The following is a 19,411-nucleotide window of genomic DNA, read 5'->3' as shown; positions in this document are numbered from 1 at the left end:
TTAAGCCCGACAGTCTTGTCCTGTGTGGCGGCGATAGCGCCGCCGGGCACTTCAATTTCTGCGCTACGAATCCAGAGCTGTTTCCCTTAGTCTGAAGTTCATTCAATGAAAGGGGTTCATAATGGATTTTGACTCGCTGAGTATTTCCGGCATGGCGCAAGCCATCGCAGCGGGGGAAACAACCAGTCGACAACTCGTTACGTTTTATCTGGACCGAATCGCCGAAAACAATGGGTTGATCAACGCCATCGTCCAGCAGCCGGATGCGGCGCAACTGCTTGAGCAAGCGGACGAGACGGATCGCCGGGTAGCGGCCAGGTTGCCGCTGGGGCGTCTACAAGGGGTGCCCATCACCATCAAGGATGTCTGTCATGTCCAGGGGTTCAAGATGTCCTGCGGTATGCCCGAGTGGCATGGGCCGGCCAGCGTCAGCGATGCCACGGTGGTTCAACGGTTGCGTCAGGCCGGTGCGCTGATCCTGGGCATAACCAATGTGCCCGAGCTGTGCATGTCCTTTGAAACGGAAAACTTCCTGTATGGGCGTACCCGCAATCCTTTCGATCTTTCCCGGACCCCCGGGGGCAGCAGCGGAGGAGAGGCGGCCGCTATTGCCGCCGGTTGCAGCCCGGGAGGCCTGGGCTCGGATGCGGGTGGAAGCTTGCGTATACCGGCCCATTTCAATGGCATCTGCGGACTCAAGTTGACCCACGGCCGCGTGCCGCTGACCGGGCAGTATCCGATGGAGCGCACCGGGTTGATCCACATGACTTCGGCCTATGGTGTTCTGGGCCGCTACGTCGATGACGTCAAGACCCTGGGCTATTTGATCGCCGGGCCCGATGGGCATGACCCGGATACCGTCGATGTGCCGTTCGAGGATGAACTGGCTATCGAGCAGATCAGGGTGGCGATGTTCCATGAACTGCCGGGTGTGACGGTCAGGCCCTCCATAGTCGACGCGATGCAAAGGATCGCGGGGCTGCTGGAACCAGTGGTCCAGAGTGTGAGCCAGGCCTGCCCGGAAGGCATGGATCTGGCCTGTGACAGCCTGTGGAATATCTTCCTGTCCGGAGGTGATGCGGGCAGGGCTTGGGACAAGTTCCTTCCCGGTTTGGGGCGCGATCAATTGTCGCCTTGCCTGGACGGGTTGGTCAAAGCGAGTAGGGCGACCGAGTTGAGTGTCGACCAATTCAAAGGCGAGCTGGCGTATATCAATACCTTTCGCCGCGGTCTGAGTCGGTTCTTCAGGGAGCATGATGTTTTGGTCTGCCCGGTTTTCCCTGATATTGCATTTAAACCGGGCGAGTCGTTGGACGAGCGCTCACGTTACTCCTATGTATTTCCCTTCAGTCTTTCCGGTTCGCCTGTAGTGGTGTTACCGGTAGGTCTGGATCCGGATCTGGGATTGCCGATCGGCATTCAGATCGTCGGGCCGAATTGGAAGGAGGACCGTATCCTGGCGTTGGCCAAAGTATTGGAGAGCAAACTGACGGGATGGCGGCGAGCGATTCCTGGTTGACTTTGAACAACCAGATCGAGAGCCAGATACGACCATGTACGCTCTGACACTCGATCAGGTTGTTTGCCGGATCGCTGCGCAGCGGAAAACAGGCGACCGCAATCATGAGCGATCAGCTGCGCTTGAGATCGCTTGCGGTGCAGCCTTACTTTTCCACGCGTGCGGACGAATGAATTACAAACAGGGTCGGGATACTGCCGCGGTTGATCAGACAGTGTGCCCGTTCAGGGTTTCGGCCACCCAGTCGGCAATGTACTGGCCGGCATTGATGCTGTTATCGAAGCTCGAATGTTGCACCCCACCTTCGCGCTCGGTGAATATCTTCAGTTCGCGTTTTGGGCTGTTGACCAACTGCTCGTAAGTGCGGTGCGCCCACTTCAAAGGAATCTGTGAGTCCTTTTCACCGTGGGTGACGAGGAAGGGGACCTTGATGCGATCCAGTATGCCGTCCAGGTGGACATTCTCGGCAATGGCCATGAACTCATCGGTGTCTTTGGCACCCCATACCCAGGCCACATGCGACCAGTAATGGGGAACCGGGAAGCTGCCTTCCTTCTCCAAGCGACGCTTCTGCACATCACGCCAGTCATGGTTGGCACCCCATACCACACCGCAAGCGAAGCGCGGCTCGAAGGCTACCGCGCGGGGACAGTAATAGCCGCCGAGCGACACGCCTTCCAGGCCGATGCGCTTGGCGTCGATGTCGCTGCGGGTTTCCAGCCAGTCCACTACGCGACTGGCCCAATGTTCGCTGTCAAAACGTGCGGTCAGGTGATGAAGGCGCAGTGCTTCACCGGTGCCGGGTTGGTCGATGATCAACGACGACACGCCACGCTTGGCCAACCAGGCGGGCAGACCGACCCGGTATTTCATTTCCTTGGTGGAGTCCAAGCCATTGACCTGTACCAGAATCGGCGCTGGACCAGTTACGCCTTCGGCACGTACCAGCAGCCCGGAGATGTGCTTGCCCTCGTAGGGGATCTCAACGCGCTCGCAGTTTTCCCGCGACAGTTCGATACCGCGTTGGAAGATTTGTAAAAAACGCTGGTACAGCGCCGTGCGGCCGGGAGCGCCATGGGCTTGCAGGCGTTCGCAGCTCAGGTAATAGGTGGCAGCGCGGTTGTATTTTTCCCCGGCTGATAACCGTCGGCCTTTGGCTTCGTCTTCCTCGGCCAACCCGCACAGCTTGTCCGCCATTTTTGCCCAGGTTTCACGGAAGGCCTTGCTACCGGCGGCATCCGGTTGTTTGGCCGCTTCCTGCAGCGGCGCGCACATCTCTTCGATTTCGCCGATGCGGGCACCCATTTCAATGGCGAGGTCGACGGATAGATTCCACACGTAGTTGGTTGGGAAGTAGCGGAACATGATTGTTATTGTCCTTGTGCAAGCAAAGGCAGGCAGCCAGGTCCAGGCCAATTGGGTCCGGGCAGGGCGGTTTGAAGCAGGCTAAGGGCAGGTGGGCTATCTGGCCAATCGCGAGTCGGGATGACAGGTATCGCAAACGACGATGGCTTGTGTGGATTGCATCGGGTCAATGAACGCGACGCTCACACTTCAAGCCGTAAATCCAGACACCTGTCATCGTACTTGGCGATTGTTCCTAGCGAAGGATGCGATTGGTGCTGTCGAGATTCGATTCATTAAAGTCCGCCGCATACCGTGCCGCCGTTGGCGGTCGGCACTACTCGATCCCGCCGTTGATGAGCTTTGACACCGTTCGTCACGGCGTTCTATTCCCTCCTGTGCAAGGAAATGGGCATGTCTGCACTGAGCCGTGTGCTCGGCAATCTATCGGTGGGGGCCAAGCTGTCGCTGGGCTTCGGCCTGGTACTGCTGGTGACGCTGGGAGTGGCTGTCACCGCTTTTCGTTCTCTGGGCGTGCTGCAGCAACGCGGCGAGCAACTACGTCAGGAGTCATCGATTCAGGCACTGATCCTGCGCGCCCGCATCGCCGAGAAAGAATTCGCTCTGGATCTTGCTTCGCAGCACCTGGACCAGGTGCGCGAGACGCTGGAAAAACTGAGCCAGCACCTCGATGTTGAGCCAGCCAATGACCCCGCGAGCGCCCCTGTACGCACGGCTACCAGTGCTTATCTGGAGCAGTTTCTCGGTTATGCCGGCTCGTTGCGTCGGGCCCGCGAAGCGCGCCTGCGCATGCAGTCGCTGGCGCGCGCGGCCGGCGATAGTTTTACCCTGCTGTTCCTCGATCAATTGGACGGGCTCAACACTCGCTTGGGGCAGGGGGCGCCGCCGAACAGTGAGCAGATGGTACTGCTTGAGCAGACCGCCGCGTTGCGGGACAAGCTGGCCAAGCTGCGCGACAGTGAACTGTACTACTCGCTCGACGGCGAGGAGCGTTACCGCAGTGACTGGGAAATGAGCATGAGTGACCTTCTGGCGTCCATGCAAACGCTTGATCTTGGCGAGCAGCAAGGCGAGTCATTGCAAGAGGCAAGCACGGCCCTGGGCGACTACCGCAAGGCCTTTATCGAGTTCGTCGACAGCCGTGGAAAAAGCGCACAAAGCACTGCGGCGATGAACGCACAAACCGAGCAGGTGAGCAAGTTGCTGGCTCAGGCTGACGAGCAGCAGAGGCAAGCAGTAGTAGACGATAATCGCTCCGCGTCTCGTCAGTTGGGCCTGATCACCGTGCTGGCGCTGGCCTTGGGCATGGGCGCCAGCCTGTTGATCCGCCAGTCGATTCTGCAGCCTCTGCGTCAGACCGTGCAGTTGGCCGAACGCGTGGCGGCGGGAGATCTGAGTCAGCCGCCGTCAGGCCGCGTTCGTCGCGATGAATTGGGCCAGCTGTTGACCACAGTGGGCAGTATGCTGGGCAACCTGCGTGGGTTGGTCGGGCGCATCGACCGTGGTGTTGGCTCGCTTGACGGTATGGCCGCCAGCCTGGCCGATGTGAGTCAGAGCAACAGTCGTGGTGTTGAACAACAACACCAGGAAACCGAACTGGCAGCCACCGCCATGCAGCAGATGGCCGCGACGGCGCAGGCAGTCGCCCGTAACGCCGGTGAGGCCCGTGAAGCGGTGGCACATGCCGACGAACAGGCCCGTGAGGGCGATGAGCTGGTGCGTCGGGCGGCTGGCAAGATCGACCAGCTGGCGGTGGAGATGAGGGGGTGTGCGCAAGCCATGCAGGCGCTGCTGCTGGAGAGTGCAGCGATTGGCGGGGTGCTCGATGTGATCAAGGCGGTGGCCGAACAGACCAACCTGTTGGCGCTCAACGCTGCTATCGAGGCTGCACGTGCGGGTGAACAGGGGCGCGGTTTCGCCGTGGTCGCCGATGAGGTGCGGGGCCTGGCACGGCACACCCAGCATTCAACCACGGAAATCGAAGGGCTGATCGCTCGTCTGCGTGGTGTTGCCCAGCAAGCCGCCGAGCGTCTGCAAGGCAGCCATGTGCTCAGTGATGAAACGGTGGCGCTTGCCGCCCAAGCCTCTCACGCATTGGCGCGAATCACCCGGGCGGTGTCACGTATCGAGCAGATGAACCAGCAAATTTCCGCCGCCGCCGAGCAGCAGAGCGTGGTGGCCGAGCAAGTCAGCCATAGCATGACACGGGTGCGCGAAGTGGCCGAGGGCAGTGCAAGGGGAAGCTTGCAACTGCAAGTATCAACGGCCGCTCTGCAACAGGTGAGCGGAGAGTTGAATGCGGCCGTCCGGCACTTCCGCACCTGATTCGTTGCCGAACGACAGGAGCATCTATTGCTCCAGTTCGTTGATGATCTGGCTGATCTTCGCACGCAGCCAACGATGCATCGGATCCCCGTCCATGGTTCGGTGCCAGAGCATGAACTCACGCATCACCGGAATTTTCACCGGTGGTTGCAGGATGCGCAGCGGCAGGTAGTTGGCGTAGAGCCTGGCCATGCGCTGGAGCATGGTGGCAACACGTTGGGTGCCGACGATCAACTGCGGCAAAGTGTTGAAGTCATGGGTGACCACTTCCATGCGACGAGTGATGCCGTATTGGCTCATCAGCCACTCCTCGACGCTCAGTTGCCGGTTGCGGCCGAAGATCACGGACACATGGCCCATCTCGATGTACTGCTCAAGCGTGATGCTATCGCCCACTTGGGTGTTGCCGTCCCATACAACACAAACGTGCTCTTCTTCGAACAACAGCTGCGATGGGTGGCCTTCGATGAGGTAACGCTCTGGCACGATCATCATGTCGGCTTCGCCGCGCATCAGCAGCTCGGTGGACGTGTCGCCGGGTCCAAGCAATTCGAAGGTAATGTGCGGAGCTTCCAGGGAAATCTTCTGGATCACCCGGGCAAACAGGACGCTGATCAGGTAGTCCGAAGTGATCAGTCGGAAATGACGCTTGCTGGTGGCTGGATCGAACACCGGTTTGGCGGTGATCGACGATTGGATCGTCAGCAGGATCTGGCGCACGGGTGCCGCGAGTTCACGGGCATAGGGCGTGGGCTGCATCTTGCGGCCGACCTGCGCCAGCAGTTCATCTTCGAAATAGACACGCAGCCTGCTCAGTACACCGCTGGTGGCGGATTGGGTCATGTGCAGGCGTTCGGCGGCGCGGGTGATGTTCTGCTCTTCCAGTAACACATCCAGCGCCACCAGGAGGTTGAGATCCAGGTGGTTGAAGCGCATGGCGGTCTCGATTTTTGTATTTATTTTGTAAATACCTTCCGGCGTTCCTATCACGGCGTCAAGTCCCTCGAAGGGGCTAAGTGACCGATGAATGTTCGAGCTTCCCCGTCGTTGGCTTGGTGCAGGCAGGTATCGCATTTGCCGATAGGTCGCATCCCGACAAGCGATTAGTCAGTGGATTTTCCCCGCGTCAGTATCGGCACGCAGTCGGTTGGCCGTGACGCTTTATCGACTCCAGGAACCAGCATTGGCAGCGCAGCGCATCGCATCGGCACTGCTGCCGTAAGTGAGTGTTGGCCTTGCGCTGAAAATTTAAATGGAGTGGTAACAATGAACATTATCGGCCTTGATGCCTTGATTTTTGGCGTCGACGACATCCAAGCCTGTACCCATTGCCTGTGTGACTATGGCCTGCAAGCTGTCGATGTCGACAGCGAGGGCGGCCGTTTTGAAGCCCTTGATGGCACTGCCGTGATTATCCGTCGAGCTGACGATACTCGTCTGCCGACAGCCATCGGGCCCGCGCCCTCGATTCGTGAAACCGTTTATGGCGTGGCCGGCGCGGCTGACCTGGATGCCATCGCCGATGAGCTGGGGCGTGATCGCCCGGTGACTCGCGGTGCCAACGGCTCCGTGCACAGTGTCGACGACATGGGCTTTGCCATTGCTTTCCAGATCAGTGTGCGGCGTCCATACACTGCGCCGGCTGACCTGACCAATGCGCCGGGCCATGCCCCTCAGCGTCCGGTCAACCAACCGGGCATCAATCCCGACATGAAGGCCTTGCCGCGGACGCTCTCCCACGTGGTGTATTTCGTGCCGGATGCCGCCAAGGCCGAGGCCTTCTACAAACGCCTGGGCTTCATGACCACCGATACCTTCGTGGGTGCGGGTCCATTCATGCGTCCGGCCGGTTCCGATGATCACCATTGCCTGTTCATGATCCAGACGCCACCGCACATGAAGGGCTGCGAGCACTTCACCTTTCACATGGGCAGCGGCACGGAAGTACTGCTGGCCGGGCGACGCTTCGAGCAGAAAGGCTGGACCAGCTTCTGGGGGCCGGGCCGCCACCTCTTTGGCTCCAACTGGTTCTGGTACTTCAACAGTCCGTTGGGCTGTCACATCGAATACGACGCAGACATGGACAAACACGATGATGCCTGGCAAGCACGCCAGGCGCCGTTGTCGGCGGATAACTCGCAGTTGTTCCTGTTCACGTCAAGGGAAAAATGGTTCCCGAGCGGTCCGCCGCCCAAGCAGGTCTGAGTGCGGATGTCGCCCATGAGTCACGACGCCTTTGTGCTCTGTCGCCTGGATGAACTGGTGGAAGGCCAGGCACGCGGGTTCGATCCTCTGGGCACGGGAAAGGACAGTGTGTTCGCCCTGCGCCATGGTGGTGAGGTTCGGGTCTATCGCAACAGTTGCCCGCACCTGGAGGTGCGGCTGGAGTACCGCAAGGATCGTTTTCTCAGTGTCGATGGTCGTCAGATCGTCTGTTACGCCCATGGTGCCCGGTTCCTTCCGGACAGTGGCCTGTGTGTCTACGGGCCTTGCCTGGGGGAGCGCCTGAGTGCGCTGCAATGGCATGCAGAGGCCGATTGGCTGGTGCTCGAAGCGGGTCAATTGTAAGTGTGTGAACCTTAGTTAACGTATCGCGCTAGCTGATACATCGTATCCCTACATGCGATTAGTCAAACGCCTGCTTTGCCGAGAAAGTGAACACAACGCGGTAGCGAATGTGTGCAGAAACAGCCGGTAGTGAAGCCTGGGACCGCTCCGGCAGAACGCTAGCGTGAATAACAAGAATAAGAGTGAGACGAGCATGAACGCAGTGAAAAAGGTGCTTATCGTCGGTGGTGGTATCGGTGGTCTATGTGCCGCGATCGCTTTGCGTCGCAAGAACATCGAAGTCGATCTTGTCGAGCTCAAGACCCAGTGGACAGTCTACGGCGTTGGCATCATCCAGCAGAGTAACGTCGTGCGCGAGATGGCCAAGTTGGGTGTGTTGGACGGCTACCTCGGCGCCGCCTACGCATTTGAGGATGTGACCATCAATACCACGGACGGTGAACAGCTGGCGCGAATCCCCGGTCAGCGCCTGGCTGGCCCCGAGTATCCAGCCAACGTCGGCATCTCGCGGCTGGCTCTGCATCAGGTCCTCAGCGAAACCGTTGCTGCCCTTGGCGTCCCGGTCCGTCTGGGCCTGAGCGTCAAGTCGCTGGAGCAGGTGGGCGAGGGCGTTGATGTGTTGTTTACCGATGCCAGTCGTGGCCGTTATGACCTGGTCGTGGGTGCCGATGGCCTGTACTCCCACATGCGTGGTTTGCTGTTCGGCGAGCAGTACCTGCCGCGCTTCACCGGCCAATCGGTGTGGCGCTACAACTTTCCGCGCGCCGCTGGAATCGATCATCTGGCCACCTTTCAGGGAGCCGCCGGCAATGCCGGGCTGGTGCCGCTGGGGCGCGACCAGATGTACCTGTTCGTGACTTCCCATGAGCCCTCCAACCCGAGGATGGAGGCCGCCACGCTGGCGACTCGGATGCGCCAGCGCCTGAGTGGTTTCACTGGCCTGATCGGCGAGCTGCGCGAGCAAATAATCGACAGCGAACGGGTGATCTACAAGCCGCTGGAGGTGGTGTTCGTCAACGAGCCCTGGTACCGCGGTCGTGTCGTGCTGATTGGCGATGCGGTGCACGCCACTACGCCACACCTGGGCCAAGGCGCTGGCATGGCCATTGAAGATGCTGTTGTGCTAGGCGAAGAGCTGGTTGCCGGTGGCAGCGTCGAACAGCAGTTCGAACGCTTTATGGCGCGCCGTTATGAGCGTTGCAAATTCATCAGCGAAAGCTCGGTGTTGGCAGGCGATAAGGAAATTGCCCACGACCGCAGCTTCGATCGGATCGGCCTGGTCAGGCGGATGCTCGAGATCACGGCAGAGCCCATCTGAGGCGCCGGCAGGACTGATTTCGTTTTCCCAAGGATGTTCATGCCCGTGCAGGCTTGGCCTGCTCGACGGCGGGCGCTGTTCATCAGAAGAGCTGACATACAACAACAATAAAGAGGGTTACTTCGATGGCTACTCGCAAGATCGCTGCCTCGCGGCGTGTCCCCTTCACCCTGACCCTCGCGGCCAGCCTGGGGCTTGGTGCTTCGGCTGCCCAGGCGTTTCAGATCGATACCGGTAACCCCGATCTCAGCTTGCGTTGGGACAACACGCTGAAGTACAGCGCGGCGTGGCGCCTCAAGAACCCCAGCAGCAAACTCAGTGAGGGCCAGACGGCGCTTAATCAGAATGACGGTGATCATAACTTTGGCAAGGGGCTGATCTCCAATCGCCTGGATATCCTTTCCGAACTGGATATTGGTTATCACAACTTCGGTGCCCGCCTGAGCGGTGCCGCTTGGTACGACACCGTTTACCAGGACCGCAACGACAACAACGACGCGGCCAGTGCCAACCAACGTTCGGTGGGCTTCGACGAGTTCACCAGCGATACCCGTCAGTTGCACGGTGGTGACGGCGAACTGCTGGATGCCTTCGTCTACTGGAACGGTGAATTGGCCGACCGTACGTTATCGGTTCGCGCGGGGCGTCACGGGCTGATCTGGGGGGAGAGTCTGTTCTTCGGCGGCAACGGCATCGCCGGTGCCATGGCACCGGTGGACGTGGTCAAGGCGCAATCGGTACCCAACACCCAGTTCAAGGAAATCACCCGGCCGGTCAACCAACTCTCGACCACCTACCAACTCACTGATGATGTGTCATTGGGCGCCTTCTACCAGCTGGAGTGGGAGGCCACTCGCTTGCCGGGCGCCGGCAGCTATTTCTCCACCAGCGATACCATTGGTGACGGTAATGAGCGGCTGATCACTGGCGGGCCGTTCCCCGATTTTCTTGGCGGTAATGCCAATAGCCCGGCCGCGTTTTTCCATGGCAAGGACAAGAAGGCCAGGAACTCCGGCCAGGGCGGCCTGCAGCTCAAATACAACACTGGGACGACGGATTACGGTCTGTATGCGCTCCAGTATCACGAGAAAACCCCAACGCTGTACTTGAAGCCGAATGCCACCGGGCCGAACTTCAGCACCGGGCAAGTCGGCGAATACTCCTGGGTTTACCCGGAAGATATCCGTGTCCTGGGAGCCAGTTTCGCGACCTCCGTCGACGAGTACAGCTTTGCCGGCGAGGCATCGATGCGTTGGAACATGCCGTTGGTGTCCAACGCCCAGACCGTCCTGCCGGGCGTCGAGGCGGACAACAACGATGACGCCCTCTATGCCGTTGGCCGGACGGCCCACGTCAACCTCAACGTCTTGGCGTCCCTGGGTCCTTCCTTTGTCGCCAATGAAGCCAGCCTGGTAGGGGAGGTGGCCTGGAACCGCCTGCTGGCCGTGACCAGGAACCGCGCAGCTCTTGACCCTAACGCCACCGACGACGCCCTGGGCCTGAAACTGGTCTACACGCCGACCTATCGCCAGTTCTTCCCTGGCGTGGATATCAGCGTGCCGCTGGGCATCAGCTATTTCCCCATGGGCAAGTCGGCCGTGATCAGTGGGTTTGGTCCTGACAGAGGAGGGGACATGAACATTGGCGTCTCTGCCACCTATCTGGACCAAGTGACCGTGGGACTGACTTATACCCACTTCTACGGTCCCGAGGACACCAGTCTCAACGCCGCCAATCAGTTCAACTACAAGCAGTCGTTGAAGGACCGGGACTACCTGGCTTTCTCCGTCAAGACCACGTTCTAAGAGGATTTGCGCATGACCATTCAGTTCACTCTAAAGGCCTTGTGCTTAACCCTGCTGGCCGCTGCCGCGCCGATGGCCTTGGCCGCCAGCGCCGAACAGGCGGCCGCGCTGGGCAAGACCCTGACCCCCTTCGGTGCCGAGAAAGCCGGCAATGCCGATGGCAGCATCCCGGCCTGGGACGGTGGCTACACCAAGGTTGATCCGGCCTATGTTCCGGGCGGCAAGCGCGGCGATCCGTTTGCGGCGGACAAACCCTTGTACAGCATTACCGCGCAGAACCTGACCAAGTACGCCGACAAGCTCAGCGACGGTACCAAGGAACTGTTCAAACGTTTCCCGGACACTTATCGCATCGATGTCTATCCGACCCGGCGTACGGCGGCCGCGCCGCAGTGGGTCTATGACAACACGTTCAAGAATGCGACCCGCGCGAAACTGGTGAACAGCAGCGCCGGCCTGATCCCCGACGGTGCCTATGGCGGGATCCCGTTTCCGATTCCGCAGAACGGTACCGAAGCCATCTGGAACCACCTGCTGAACTGGCGCGGTACCTCGGTGGCGGCGCATTTTCGTCACTACCTGATGACTGCCGATGGCAATCAGGTGATGACGAGTGACGGTCTGTTGACCCAGGAAATGCCCTACTACTTCGAGGAGGGCGGTCCTGAGAACTACTCGGGCGATTACTGGCTTGTGCACTTTGTCAATCTCGGCCCGGCGATTCGTGCCGGCGAGCAGATCCTGGGGCGTGAGAACATCAACGGCGATAAATCCCAGGCCCATGTCTATCTGAGTGGCCAGCGTCGGGTGCGCACGCTGCCCAACGCCTGCTGCGATACACCTACGCCGTCCACCGCCGGGGTTATGTCCTTCGATGAGCTGAGCGTGTGGGGAGGTCGAACGGACCGGTTCGACTGGAAACTGGTGGGCAAGCAGGAGATGTACGTTCCCTACAACACCAACAAGGCGCAGAACGCTGCCCAGCCACAGGACCTGTTAGGCAAGCACCATCTGAACCCGGATTACGTTCGTTGGGAGTTGCATCGTGTCTGGGTGGTCGAGTCAACCTTGGCTGCTGGCAAGCGCCACCAGTTGCCCAAGGGCCGTTACTACCTCGACGAAGACACCTGGCAAGCCCTGCTCGGCGACCGTTGGGATGCCAGCGGCCAACTGGCCAAGACCCTCTGGTCGCTGCCTTCCGTATTGCCCGACCTGCCAGGCCTGGTGCAGCTGTCTGCCGGATTCTATGACCTGACCTCCGGTGCGTGGTTCGTTCAGAACCTCTACGCCGGATTGCCAGAGCAGTATCACGCGGTTGATCGCTACAAGGTCTCGGAGTTCTCGCCTGCGGCGATGGCTGGACGTGGCGTGCGTTAAATCCGGGCTGAGCGTGAAGGGTAGGCCTGTCGGTCTGCCCTTGGGGTGTGAGTGTTATTCCGAGGTGGCTATGAACAGAATCAGTCAGGCGGGCTTCTTGCTCTTGGCCTTGTATTTACCCTTTGCCATGAGCGAGTGCCTGGCCGGGTCAAATACCGTGGGCGCACCGCTGAACACCCCGGCCATGGTGGTGCCGGCTGCACAGAAAAGCGTATTGATCGATCTGGCGCGGGCCGGTACACGCCTGGTGGCCGTAGGCGAGCGGGGCCTGGTGCTGCTTTCCGACGACAATGGGCTGCGCTGGCGCCAGGCCTCCGTGCCGGTATCGGTCAGCCTGACGGCGGTGCAGTTCGTCGATGCACAAAATGGCTGGGCCGTCGGCCATGCCGGGGTGGTATTGGCTACGCGTGATGGGGGCGAGCACTGGACGTTGCAACTGGACGGTGCACGCGCGGCGCAGCTCGAACTGGAGGCAGCCAAGGCCGACCAGGCCACCGCTGCCAATCCGGATGACGCATTGCTACGTGTGCAAAGTGCCGAACGTCTTGTTGCCGAGGGCGCGGACAAACCCTTTCTGGCGCTCGAATTCATCGATGCACAGCACGGCCTGATCGTGGGGGCCTACGGACTGGCGCTATGGACTGCCGACGGTGGCGCCACCTGGAAGTCACGGATGGGACACATCGCCAACCCGAACGGGATGCATCTGTACGCCATCAGTCACCAGGGGGCACGCTGGTTCCTGGCTGGCGAGCAGGGTTACCTGGCGCGCTCGGATGACAGTGCGGTTTCGTTCAATCAGCTGCAAAGCCCTTACGAAGGCAGTTTCTTCACCTTGCAGAGCCGCGCTGATGGTGCCCTGTTGGTGGGCGGCCTGAGGGGCAACGCCTTTATCTCCAACGATGGGGGCGACAGCTTCCAACGCCTGTCAGTCCCCATGCCGATTTCCTTCAACGACGCCACCCGCCGTGCCGACGGCCAGGTGCTGTTGGTGAACCAGAGCGGTGTGCTGTTTCGCAATTCCGAGCAGATCGGGGCGGCGCTGCTGCCACTGGGCAAGCCCTTGGGGCGGCCTGTTTCAAGCCTGGTCGAGGCGGCCGATGGCAGCCTGATTGTCGCCGGTTTCACTGGGCTGCAGCGTATTGCGCAGCCATCCACTGCCGCTTCGGAGTGAGGTCATGACGTCCCCTAGCCATTTCACCCCGTCTCCTGCGAATGCCTTCGATGACTTTGATCCGCGCTCCGGCTCGGTACTCGAGCGAGCCCTATTCAACCATCGTCTGTGGGTGTTGCTGTTGTGCCTGGCGACCACGCTGGTGCTCGGTTGGCAGTCCAGCCGTGTCGAGCTGAACGCCAGCTTCGAAAAAATGATCCCCACCCAACATCCCTACATCGCCAACTACCTGGAACACCAACAGGAACTGAGCGGTCTGGGTAACGCGGTGCGCATCGCCGTGGTCAACAAGCGGGGCGACATTTACGACAGCGCTTACCTCAAGACTTTGCAGGCGTTGAGCGACACGATCTATCTGCTGCCCGGTGTCGACCGTGCGTACATGAAGTCATTGTGGACGCCGGCCACGCGCTGGGTGGCGGTGACCGAAGCGGGCCTGGATGGCGGTCCGGTGATTCCGGACAACTACGATGGTGGGGCCGCCAGCCTCGCGGCATTGCGGCGCAATGTGCTGCTGTCCAACGAGATCGGTCAGTTGGTGGCTTTCGACCAGGCCTCGAGCATCATCCACGTACCACTGCTACAGCGCACCCCCGATGGTCAGCCGTTGGACTACACCAGGCTGTCGCAACAGCTGGAGTCGCTGCGCAGTCAATACCAGAGCGACAGCATCGACATTCGCATCACCGGTTTCGCCAAGAAAGTCGGTGACCTGATCGCCGGCCTGCGGCAGATCCTGATGTTCTTTGCCGTGGCCATCCTGATCACCGCGGTGGTGCTCTACTGGTACACCCGTTGCATACGCAGCACCTTGCTGGTGGTGTTCTGCTCGCTGGTGGCGGTGGTCTGGCAACTCGGCCTGCTGCCGTTGCTGGGCTATCAACTGGACCCCTATTCGGTGCTGGTGCCGTTCCTGGTGTTTGCCATTGGCATGAGCCATGGCGCACAGAAGATGAACGGCATCATGCAGGACATCGGGCGTGGCATGCACCGTGTGGTTGCGGCGCGCTTTACCTTCCGCCGTTTGTTTCTGGCCGGCCTCACCGCACTGCTCTGTGATGCGGTTGGCTTCGCGGTGCTGATGATCATCAAGATCCAGGTGATTCAGGACTTGGCGATGATTGCCAGCATCGGTGTGGCCGTGCTGATCTTCACCAATCTGATCCTGCTACCGGTGCTGCTTTCCTATGTGGGTGTCAGCCGCCGCGCGGCTCGGTTGAGTCTGAAGAGCGAGCATGCCGAACAAGCCGGGCAGAGCCGCCATGGGTTCTGGCGCTTCCTCGATTTGTTCACGCAACGTCGTTGGGCCGCCTTGTGCATCGTCTTGAGCCTGACACTGGCGACCGTTGGCTTCGTGGTCAGCCTGCAATTGAAAGTCGGTGATCTCGACGCCGGCGCCCCCGAGTTGCGGGCTGACTCGCGCTACAACCAGGATGACGGGTTTCTGACCCAACACTACGGCGCCAGCAGCGATCTGTTCGCGGTCATGGTCAGGACCCCGGCCAGCGCCTGCTCGCGCTACGACATCCTGAGCAAGGTCGACGCCCTCGATTGGCAACTACGCACCTTGCCAGGCGTGGATTCGACCAATTCCCTGGCGCTGCTCAATCGCCGGATGCTGGTCGGACTGAGCGAAGGCAGCCCGAAGTGGTACGAACTGCAGAATAACCAGGCGATGCTCAACATGGTAACCGCCGGGGCGCCACGCGGCCTGTACAACGAAGACTGCAGCCTGCTGACGCTCTACGTCTACCTCTCCGACCACAAGGCGCAAACCCTGAGCAGCCTGGTGGATCACGTCGAACAATTCGCCGTGGCGAACAATACCAACGACGTCCAGTTCCTCCTGGCTGCTGGCAATGCCGGGATCGAGGCGGCGACCAACATTGTCGTCAGGCAAGCCAACCGCGAAATGCTGTTCTGGGTCTACGGCGCGGTGATCCTGCTGTGCCTGATCACCTTCCGATCCTGGCGCGCCACGATCTGCGCGGTGATTCCGCTGATGCTTACCTCGATCCTCTGTGAAGCACTGATGGTCTGGCTGAACATCGGCGTCAAGGTCGCGACCCTGCCGGTGATCGCCCTTGGCGTGGGCATCGGCGTCGACTATGCGTTGTACGTGATGAGCATCCTGCTCGGGCACATGCGCCAGGGCGCGAGCCTGTCGGAGTCGTATTACCGGGCACTGCTGTCCACCGGCAAGGTGGTGATGCTGACTGGTGTGACCCTGGCGATCGGCGTGGCCACCTGGATGCTTTCGCCGATCAAGTTCCAGGCCGACATGGGCGTACTGCTGGCCTTCATGTTCGTCTGGAACATGGTCGGGGCGTTGGTACTGCTGCCGGCCCTGGCTCACTTCCTGTTGCCGAGTAAGCGGGCGAGCAAGGGACAGGCCGCACCTGACCTCTTGGATGAGACCAGTCGCTCGATGAATGTGCCGCTGTTTCCCCCCGTGGCGGAGGCGGGCAGGGTGCCGCGTTCGCCGAGCAAGACGGCTTCCGATCACGATCAGACAGCGGCTAATCCAGTCGCGCCATAACAAAAAAGGACATTGCCATGCCTCGCCTTTATTTATTCCAACAGCCTCTCTGGCTTGACTTCATCGCCGGTCTGAGCGCCTTCGGCATGGCGTTTTCCGCGGCCCAACCTGCGCAGGTGCATGATGAACGTTGAACGTCAGGCGGGTTTGTCGCAGTCGTTGTTACTGCTGCTCGGCAGTTGCTTGCCGGTACTGGGGGCGGTGCTGCTGGCGCCTGTGTTGCCACGCATGCAGGCGCATTTCGCCGAGACACCGGGCGTGGCGGTGCTGGTGCCCGTGGCCTTGACGTTACCGGCGCTGATGATTGCCCTGTTGGCGCCTGTCGCCGGAGTCATCGCCGACCGGCTCGGGCGCAAGCCGTTGTTGATCGGCGCCATGCTTCTCTACACCCTCTGCGGAGTGTTGCCTTTCTGGTTGGAGTCACTACCGGCCATCGTAATCAGCCGGGCCGGTATCGGGTTGGCCGAGGCGGCGATCATGACCTGCTGTACCACGATGATGGGTGACTACTACAGCGGTGCGCGGCGGGAGCGCATGTTCGCCCTGCAAATGGTCGCCACCTCGCTGGCGGCGACGATTTTCATTGCCGTCGGTGGCGTGCTCGGCGAGCACGGCTGGCGTACACCTTTTGCCTTGTATGGATTAGGGCTGGTGCTTCTACCGTTGATGGCCTGGCTGCTATGGGAGCCGCGCGCGCGTGAAGTAGCAGCGGCAACAGCGGCGAGAAAGGCGTTTCCCTGGCGTGTCCTGGCGCCGTTGTATGGTCTGGCGTTTCTGGCGGGCCTGAGCCTGTTCATCGTGCCGGTACAAGTCGGCTTCCTGCTCAATTTGCTGCATATCGACGGCTCGCAGCAGATCGGCTTGACCATGGGGGCGAATCAACTTGGGGTACTCGCCGGAGCCTTGGGTTTTCGTTTGCTCAACGGTGTTCCGGCGCATCGAAAAATGCTCCTGGCTTTCGCCACGGCCGGTATCGGCGGCGCACTGATAGCGGCGGCCGGTAGCCATGGGTTGGTGGTGGTCGCCGTCCTGATCAATGGCTTGGGCATCGGTCTGATGATGCCGACCTTGATCACTTGGATCATGGCTCAGGTCGACTTCCATCAACGCGGCCGCGCCGCCGGCGGCTTCACGGCGGCATTCTTCGCCGGCGAGTTCATCAGCCCACTGGCCGTGTTGGCTATCACCGGCGCGGTGAGCGGTGCGTTGCCGACCGCCCTGGGCATCGTCGCAGGCGTCCAGCTCTTGGTAGCCCTGGCCTGCATACGGTTGCGGGGCCGTGGCTCTGCTCTTTCCGTTGCGGTTGCCGCAGACACAAATCGCTGACCTGCGCATTCGACGTTTCATGAAGATAAGAACAACGAGGAGAACACCGTGACTTATTTGCTTAACACCTGGTACATCGCTGGATGGGCAGACGAGCTGGCGCAAGGTGGCCTGCTTGGAAGAACCATCGTCGAGCAACCCATCGTGTTCTTCCGCGATAGCCAGGGTGCGATTCAGGCCCTCGCCGACCGCTGCCCGCACCGTTTTGCCCCGCTGCATATGGGCAAGATTGTCGGCGACAGCGTTCAGTGTCCATACCATGGCTTGCATTTCGATGGCAGTGGTCAATGTACGCACAATCCCCATGGCGACGGGAACATCCCCAAGGCCGCCTGCGTGCGCACGTTCGCGGTCGTTGAGCGCCATGGGGCGATCTGGGTGTGGCCTGGCGATCCGACCCGGGCCGACGATGCGCTGATCCCTGATTTTTCTTTCCTCGAGCGAGCCCCAACCCACGCCAAGGGGCATGGGTATTTACCAACCCGTGCGCACTACGAACTGCTGTCCGACAACATCATGGACCTGAGTCACGTTGATTTCCTGCACCCCGATACGCTCGGTGGCGGGGCGTTGTCACGGGTGCGTGCCAGCGTTGAGGAACTGGCCGATGATCGCGTGCGCATCAGTTGGTGGGCACCTGACGATGTACCTCCGCCGGCTTTCGGCGCGCATCTTGAGGACCCAACCCGGGCGGATGTCTGGGCTGAAGTCATCTGGCACGCCCCTGGCCTGATGCTGCTGGGCAGTGGCGCCACTGCGCCGGGGCGTCCCAGGGAAGAAGGGCCCGTGACATGGAACCTGCATCTGATGACACCCCAGGACGCAAGCAATACCCATTATTTCTTCGCGAATACTCGCAGTTTCGAGCAAGACAATGTGCAGTTGAATGCGTTTGTTCAGGACATGCTGATCGGCATTTTCGCCGGAGAAGACAAACCCATGGTCGAGGCGCAGCAACGCCAGGTCGGCGAGGTTGAATTGCTCGGCCTTAATCCTGTTCTGCTACCGGTCGATGCAGGCGCCGTGCGTTGCCGACGTGTCCTGCGTCGTTTGATCGAGTCTGAGCGGGCGACCGCTGAACAATCGGTGGTTACCCAGTGATGATCGACGTCATTGTGACCCACAAGCATCGCGAAGCCGAGGACATCTACAGCTTCGAGCTGGCCACGGTTGATCACCGTCCGCTGCCAGCGTTCAGTGCCGGCTCGCACATCGACGTGCACCTGCCCAACGGCTTGGTGCGCCAGTACTCGCTGTGCAATCACCCCGAAGAGCGTCACCGCTATCGGCTGGGTGTGCTGCTCGATCCCGTGTCTCGTGGCGGTTCGAAGGCCATGCACGAGCAAGTGCAGGAAGGCAGCCGGCTGCACATCAGCGAGCCACGCAACCTGTTCCCGCTGGCGCATGGGGCAGGGTATAGCCTGCTGTTCGCCGGCGGTATCGGCATTACGCCAATACTTTGCATGGCTGAGCGCCTGGCCCAGATCGGCGCTGCTTTCGAGCTCCATTACTGTGCTCGCTCGACTGAGCGAATGGCCTTTGTCGAATACATCCGACACTCGACCTTCGCCGATCGCGTACATATCCACGTGGACGATGGCGAGGAGGCGCAGCGTCTCGACGCCGCACGGGTTTTGTCCGCACCGGCCGACGACTGTCACCTGTATGTCTGTGGCCCCAATGGCTTCATGGAGCACGTACTTGGCACGGCGCGCGCGCAGGGCTGGACCGAGGCGCAATTGCATCGTGAATACTTTGCCACCGCCGTTGTACCTGCCCATGAGGTGGGTGGCTTTGAGGTGCAGCTGGCCAGCACCGGGCAATGCCTGCAGGTGCCTGCCGATCGCAGCGTGGCCCAGGTGCTGCTGGAGGCCGGTATCGACATTCCCCTGTCCTGCGAACAGGGCATCTGTGGGACCTGCCTGACGCGTGTACTGGAGGGTGAGCCGGAGCATCGCGACATGTTCCTGACCGATGCCGAGAGGGCCCGTAATGACCAGTTCACGCCTTGCTGCTCACGGGCCAGGAGCGCGCGACTGGTTTTGGATCTTTAGGTTTTTCATGAATCCATCTATGTCCGTTGCGGCGCCATTTT

At 60.6% G+C, this 19,411-nt stretch carries 14 protein-coding genes and 1 pseudogene; 13 read left to right on the top strand and 2 right to left on the bottom strand.

All coding sequences use genetic code 11. The annotated features are described in order from the left end of the window. Positions 1-121 precede the first annotated feature (121 nt). The gene (locus tag PCOSP_RS15655) at positions 122-1,519 is read left to right on the top strand and encodes an amidase (RefSeq protein ID WP_217505565.1); all 1,398 of its coding nucleotides are present in this window, start codon (positions 122-124) and stop codon (positions 1,517-1,519) included. A 207-nt stretch (positions 1,520-1,726) separates the two neighbouring features. Here the strand turns inward: PCOSP_RS15655 and PCOSP_RS15650 are convergent, their stop codons facing one another. Beyond that, positions 1,727-2,884, bottom strand: a complete 1,158-nt coding sequence (locus PCOSP_RS15650; protein WP_139642815.1) for an alpha/beta hydrolase family protein — start codon at positions 2,882-2,884, stop codon at positions 1,727-1,729. Between the two features lie 387 nt (positions 2,885-3,271). On the opposite strand from PCOSP_RS15650, the pseudogene PCOSP_RS15645 reads away from it, so the two are divergent. After that, positions 3,272-4,351 (top strand): annotated as a pseudogene (locus PCOSP_RS15645) (HAMP domain-containing protein); the annotation flags it as partial. Further along, on the top strand, positions 4,346-5,209 hold the full coding sequence (locus tag PCOSP_RS15640) for a methyl-accepting chemotaxis protein (protein ID WP_464711949.1): 864 nt from the start codon (positions 4,346-4,348) through the stop codon (positions 5,207-5,209). The pseudogene PCOSP_RS15645 and the gene PCOSP_RS15640, both read left to right, overlap by 6 nt. Positions 5,210-5,233: 24 nt before the next feature. Here the strand turns inward: PCOSP_RS15640 and PCOSP_RS15635 are convergent, their stop codons facing one another. Then, complete coding sequence (locus tag PCOSP_RS15635; protein ID WP_139642812.1) at positions 5,234-6,145, bottom strand: LysR family transcriptional regulator; 912 nt, start codon at positions 6,143-6,145, stop codon at positions 5,234-5,236. 330 nt (positions 6,146-6,475) lie between these two features. Here PCOSP_RS15635 and PCOSP_RS15630 point away from each other — a divergent pair, with 330 nt between their 5' ends. From PCOSP_RS15630 to PCOSP_RS15585, 10 genes are all read left to right on the top strand, one after another. Next, positions 6,476-7,414 (top strand): VOC family protein, encoded by a 939-nt coding sequence (locus PCOSP_RS15630; protein WP_139642809.1) that lies wholly within the window; start codon positions 6,476-6,478, stop codon positions 7,412-7,414. 15 nt (positions 7,415-7,429) lie between these two features. Then, positions 7,430-7,777 carry a Rieske (2Fe-2S) protein gene (locus PCOSP_RS15625; RefSeq protein ID WP_464708921.1) on the top strand — a complete coding sequence of 116 codons (348 nt, stop codon included), beginning with the start codon at positions 7,430-7,432 and terminating at the stop codon, positions 7,775-7,777. 193 nt (positions 7,778-7,970) lie between these two features. Beyond that, on the top strand, positions 7,971-9,095 hold the full coding sequence (locus PCOSP_RS15620; RefSeq protein WP_464708919.1) for an FAD-dependent oxidoreductase: 1,125 nt from the start codon (positions 7,971-7,973) through the stop codon (positions 9,093-9,095). Positions 9,096-9,220: 125 nt separating this feature from the next. Continuing rightward, complete coding sequence (locus tag PCOSP_RS15615; protein WP_464708918.1) at positions 9,221-10,900, top strand: DUF1302 domain-containing protein; 1,680 nt, start codon at positions 9,221-9,223, stop codon at positions 10,898-10,900. Between the two features lie 12 nt (positions 10,901-10,912). Continuing rightward, entirely contained in the window at positions 10,913-12,277 is a 1,365-nt protein-coding gene (locus PCOSP_RS15610; protein WP_139642797.1) for a DUF1329 domain-containing protein, read from the top strand. A gap of 70 nt (positions 12,278-12,347) precedes the next feature. After that, on the top strand, positions 12,348-13,451 hold the full coding sequence (locus tag PCOSP_RS15605) for a WD40/YVTN/BNR-like repeat-containing protein (protein WP_139642796.1): 1,104 nt from the start codon (positions 12,348-12,350) through the stop codon (positions 13,449-13,451). Positions 13,452-13,455: 4 nt separating this feature from the next. Continuing rightward, a complete protein-coding gene (locus PCOSP_RS15600; RefSeq protein ID WP_139642793.1) occupies positions 13,456-15,990 on the top strand; it encodes an efflux RND transporter permease subunit in 2,535 nt (844 codons plus the stop codon). A gap of 123 nt (positions 15,991-16,113) precedes the next feature. Further along, the gene (locus tag PCOSP_RS15595) at positions 16,114-17,316 is read left to right on the top strand and encodes an MFS transporter (RefSeq protein WP_139642791.1); all 1,203 of its coding nucleotides are present in this window, start codon (positions 16,114-16,116) and stop codon (positions 17,314-17,316) included. Between the two features lie 48 nt (positions 17,317-17,364). Further along, positions 17,365-18,417 (top strand): Rieske 2Fe-2S domain-containing protein, encoded by a 1,053-nt coding sequence (locus PCOSP_RS15590; RefSeq protein ID WP_464708917.1) that lies wholly within the window; start codon positions 17,365-17,367, stop codon positions 18,415-18,417. Then, positions 18,417-19,370 carry a PDR/VanB family oxidoreductase gene (locus tag PCOSP_RS15585; protein WP_139642785.1) on the top strand — a complete coding sequence of 318 codons (954 nt, stop codon included), beginning with the start codon at positions 18,417-18,419 and terminating at the stop codon, positions 19,368-19,370. Before PCOSP_RS15590 ends, PCOSP_RS15585 begins: the two co-directional genes overlap by 1 nt. Positions 19,371-19,411: the final 41 nt, after the last annotated feature.

The organism is Pseudomonas sp. MAFF 730105 (assembly GCF_055380705.1).
This window is presented reverse-complemented; position numbering and strand designations above follow the sequence as displayed.

What these genes read in the sequence shown, in the direction of transcription:
- PCOSP_RS15655 (WP_217505565.1), top strand. Translation starts at nt 122, where the DNA reads ATGGATTTTGACTCGCTGAGTATTTCCGGCATGGCGCAAGCCATCGCA.
- PCOSP_RS15650 (WP_139642815.1), bottom strand. Translation starts at nt 2,884, where the DNA reads ATGTTCCGCTACTTCCCAACCAACTACGTGTGGAATCTATCCGTCGAC.
- PCOSP_RS15640 (WP_464711949.1), top strand. Translation starts at nt 4,346, where the DNA reads ATGCTGGGCAACCTGCGTGGGTTGGTCGGGCGCATCGACCGTGGTGTT.
- PCOSP_RS15635 (WP_139642812.1), bottom strand. Translation starts at nt 6,145, where the DNA reads ATGCGCTTCAACCACCTGGATCTCAACCTCCTGGTGGCGCTGGATGTG.
- PCOSP_RS15630 (WP_139642809.1), top strand. Translation starts at nt 6,476, where the DNA reads ATGAACATTATCGGCCTTGATGCCTTGATTTTTGGCGTCGACGACATC.
- PCOSP_RS15625 (WP_464708921.1), top strand. Translation starts at nt 7,430, where the DNA reads ATGAGTCACGACGCCTTTGTGCTCTGTCGCCTGGATGAACTGGTGGAA.
- PCOSP_RS15620 (WP_464708919.1), top strand. Translation starts at nt 7,971, where the DNA reads ATGAACGCAGTGAAAAAGGTGCTTATCGTCGGTGGTGGTATCGGTGGT.
- PCOSP_RS15615 (WP_464708918.1), top strand. Translation starts at nt 9,221, where the DNA reads ATGGCTACTCGCAAGATCGCTGCCTCGCGGCGTGTCCCCTTCACCCTG.
- PCOSP_RS15610 (WP_139642797.1), top strand. Translation starts at nt 10,913, where the DNA reads ATGACCATTCAGTTCACTCTAAAGGCCTTGTGCTTAACCCTGCTGGCC.
- PCOSP_RS15605 (WP_139642796.1), top strand. Translation starts at nt 12,348, where the DNA reads ATGAACAGAATCAGTCAGGCGGGCTTCTTGCTCTTGGCCTTGTATTTA.
- PCOSP_RS15600 (WP_139642793.1), top strand. Translation starts at nt 13,456, where the DNA reads ATGACGTCCCCTAGCCATTTCACCCCGTCTCCTGCGAATGCCTTCGAT.
- PCOSP_RS15595 (WP_139642791.1), top strand. Translation starts at nt 16,114, where the DNA reads ATGAACGTTGAACGTCAGGCGGGTTTGTCGCAGTCGTTGTTACTGCTG.
- PCOSP_RS15585 (WP_139642785.1), top strand. Translation starts at nt 18,417, where the DNA reads ATGATCGACGTCATTGTGACCCACAAGCATCGCGAAGCCGAGGACATC.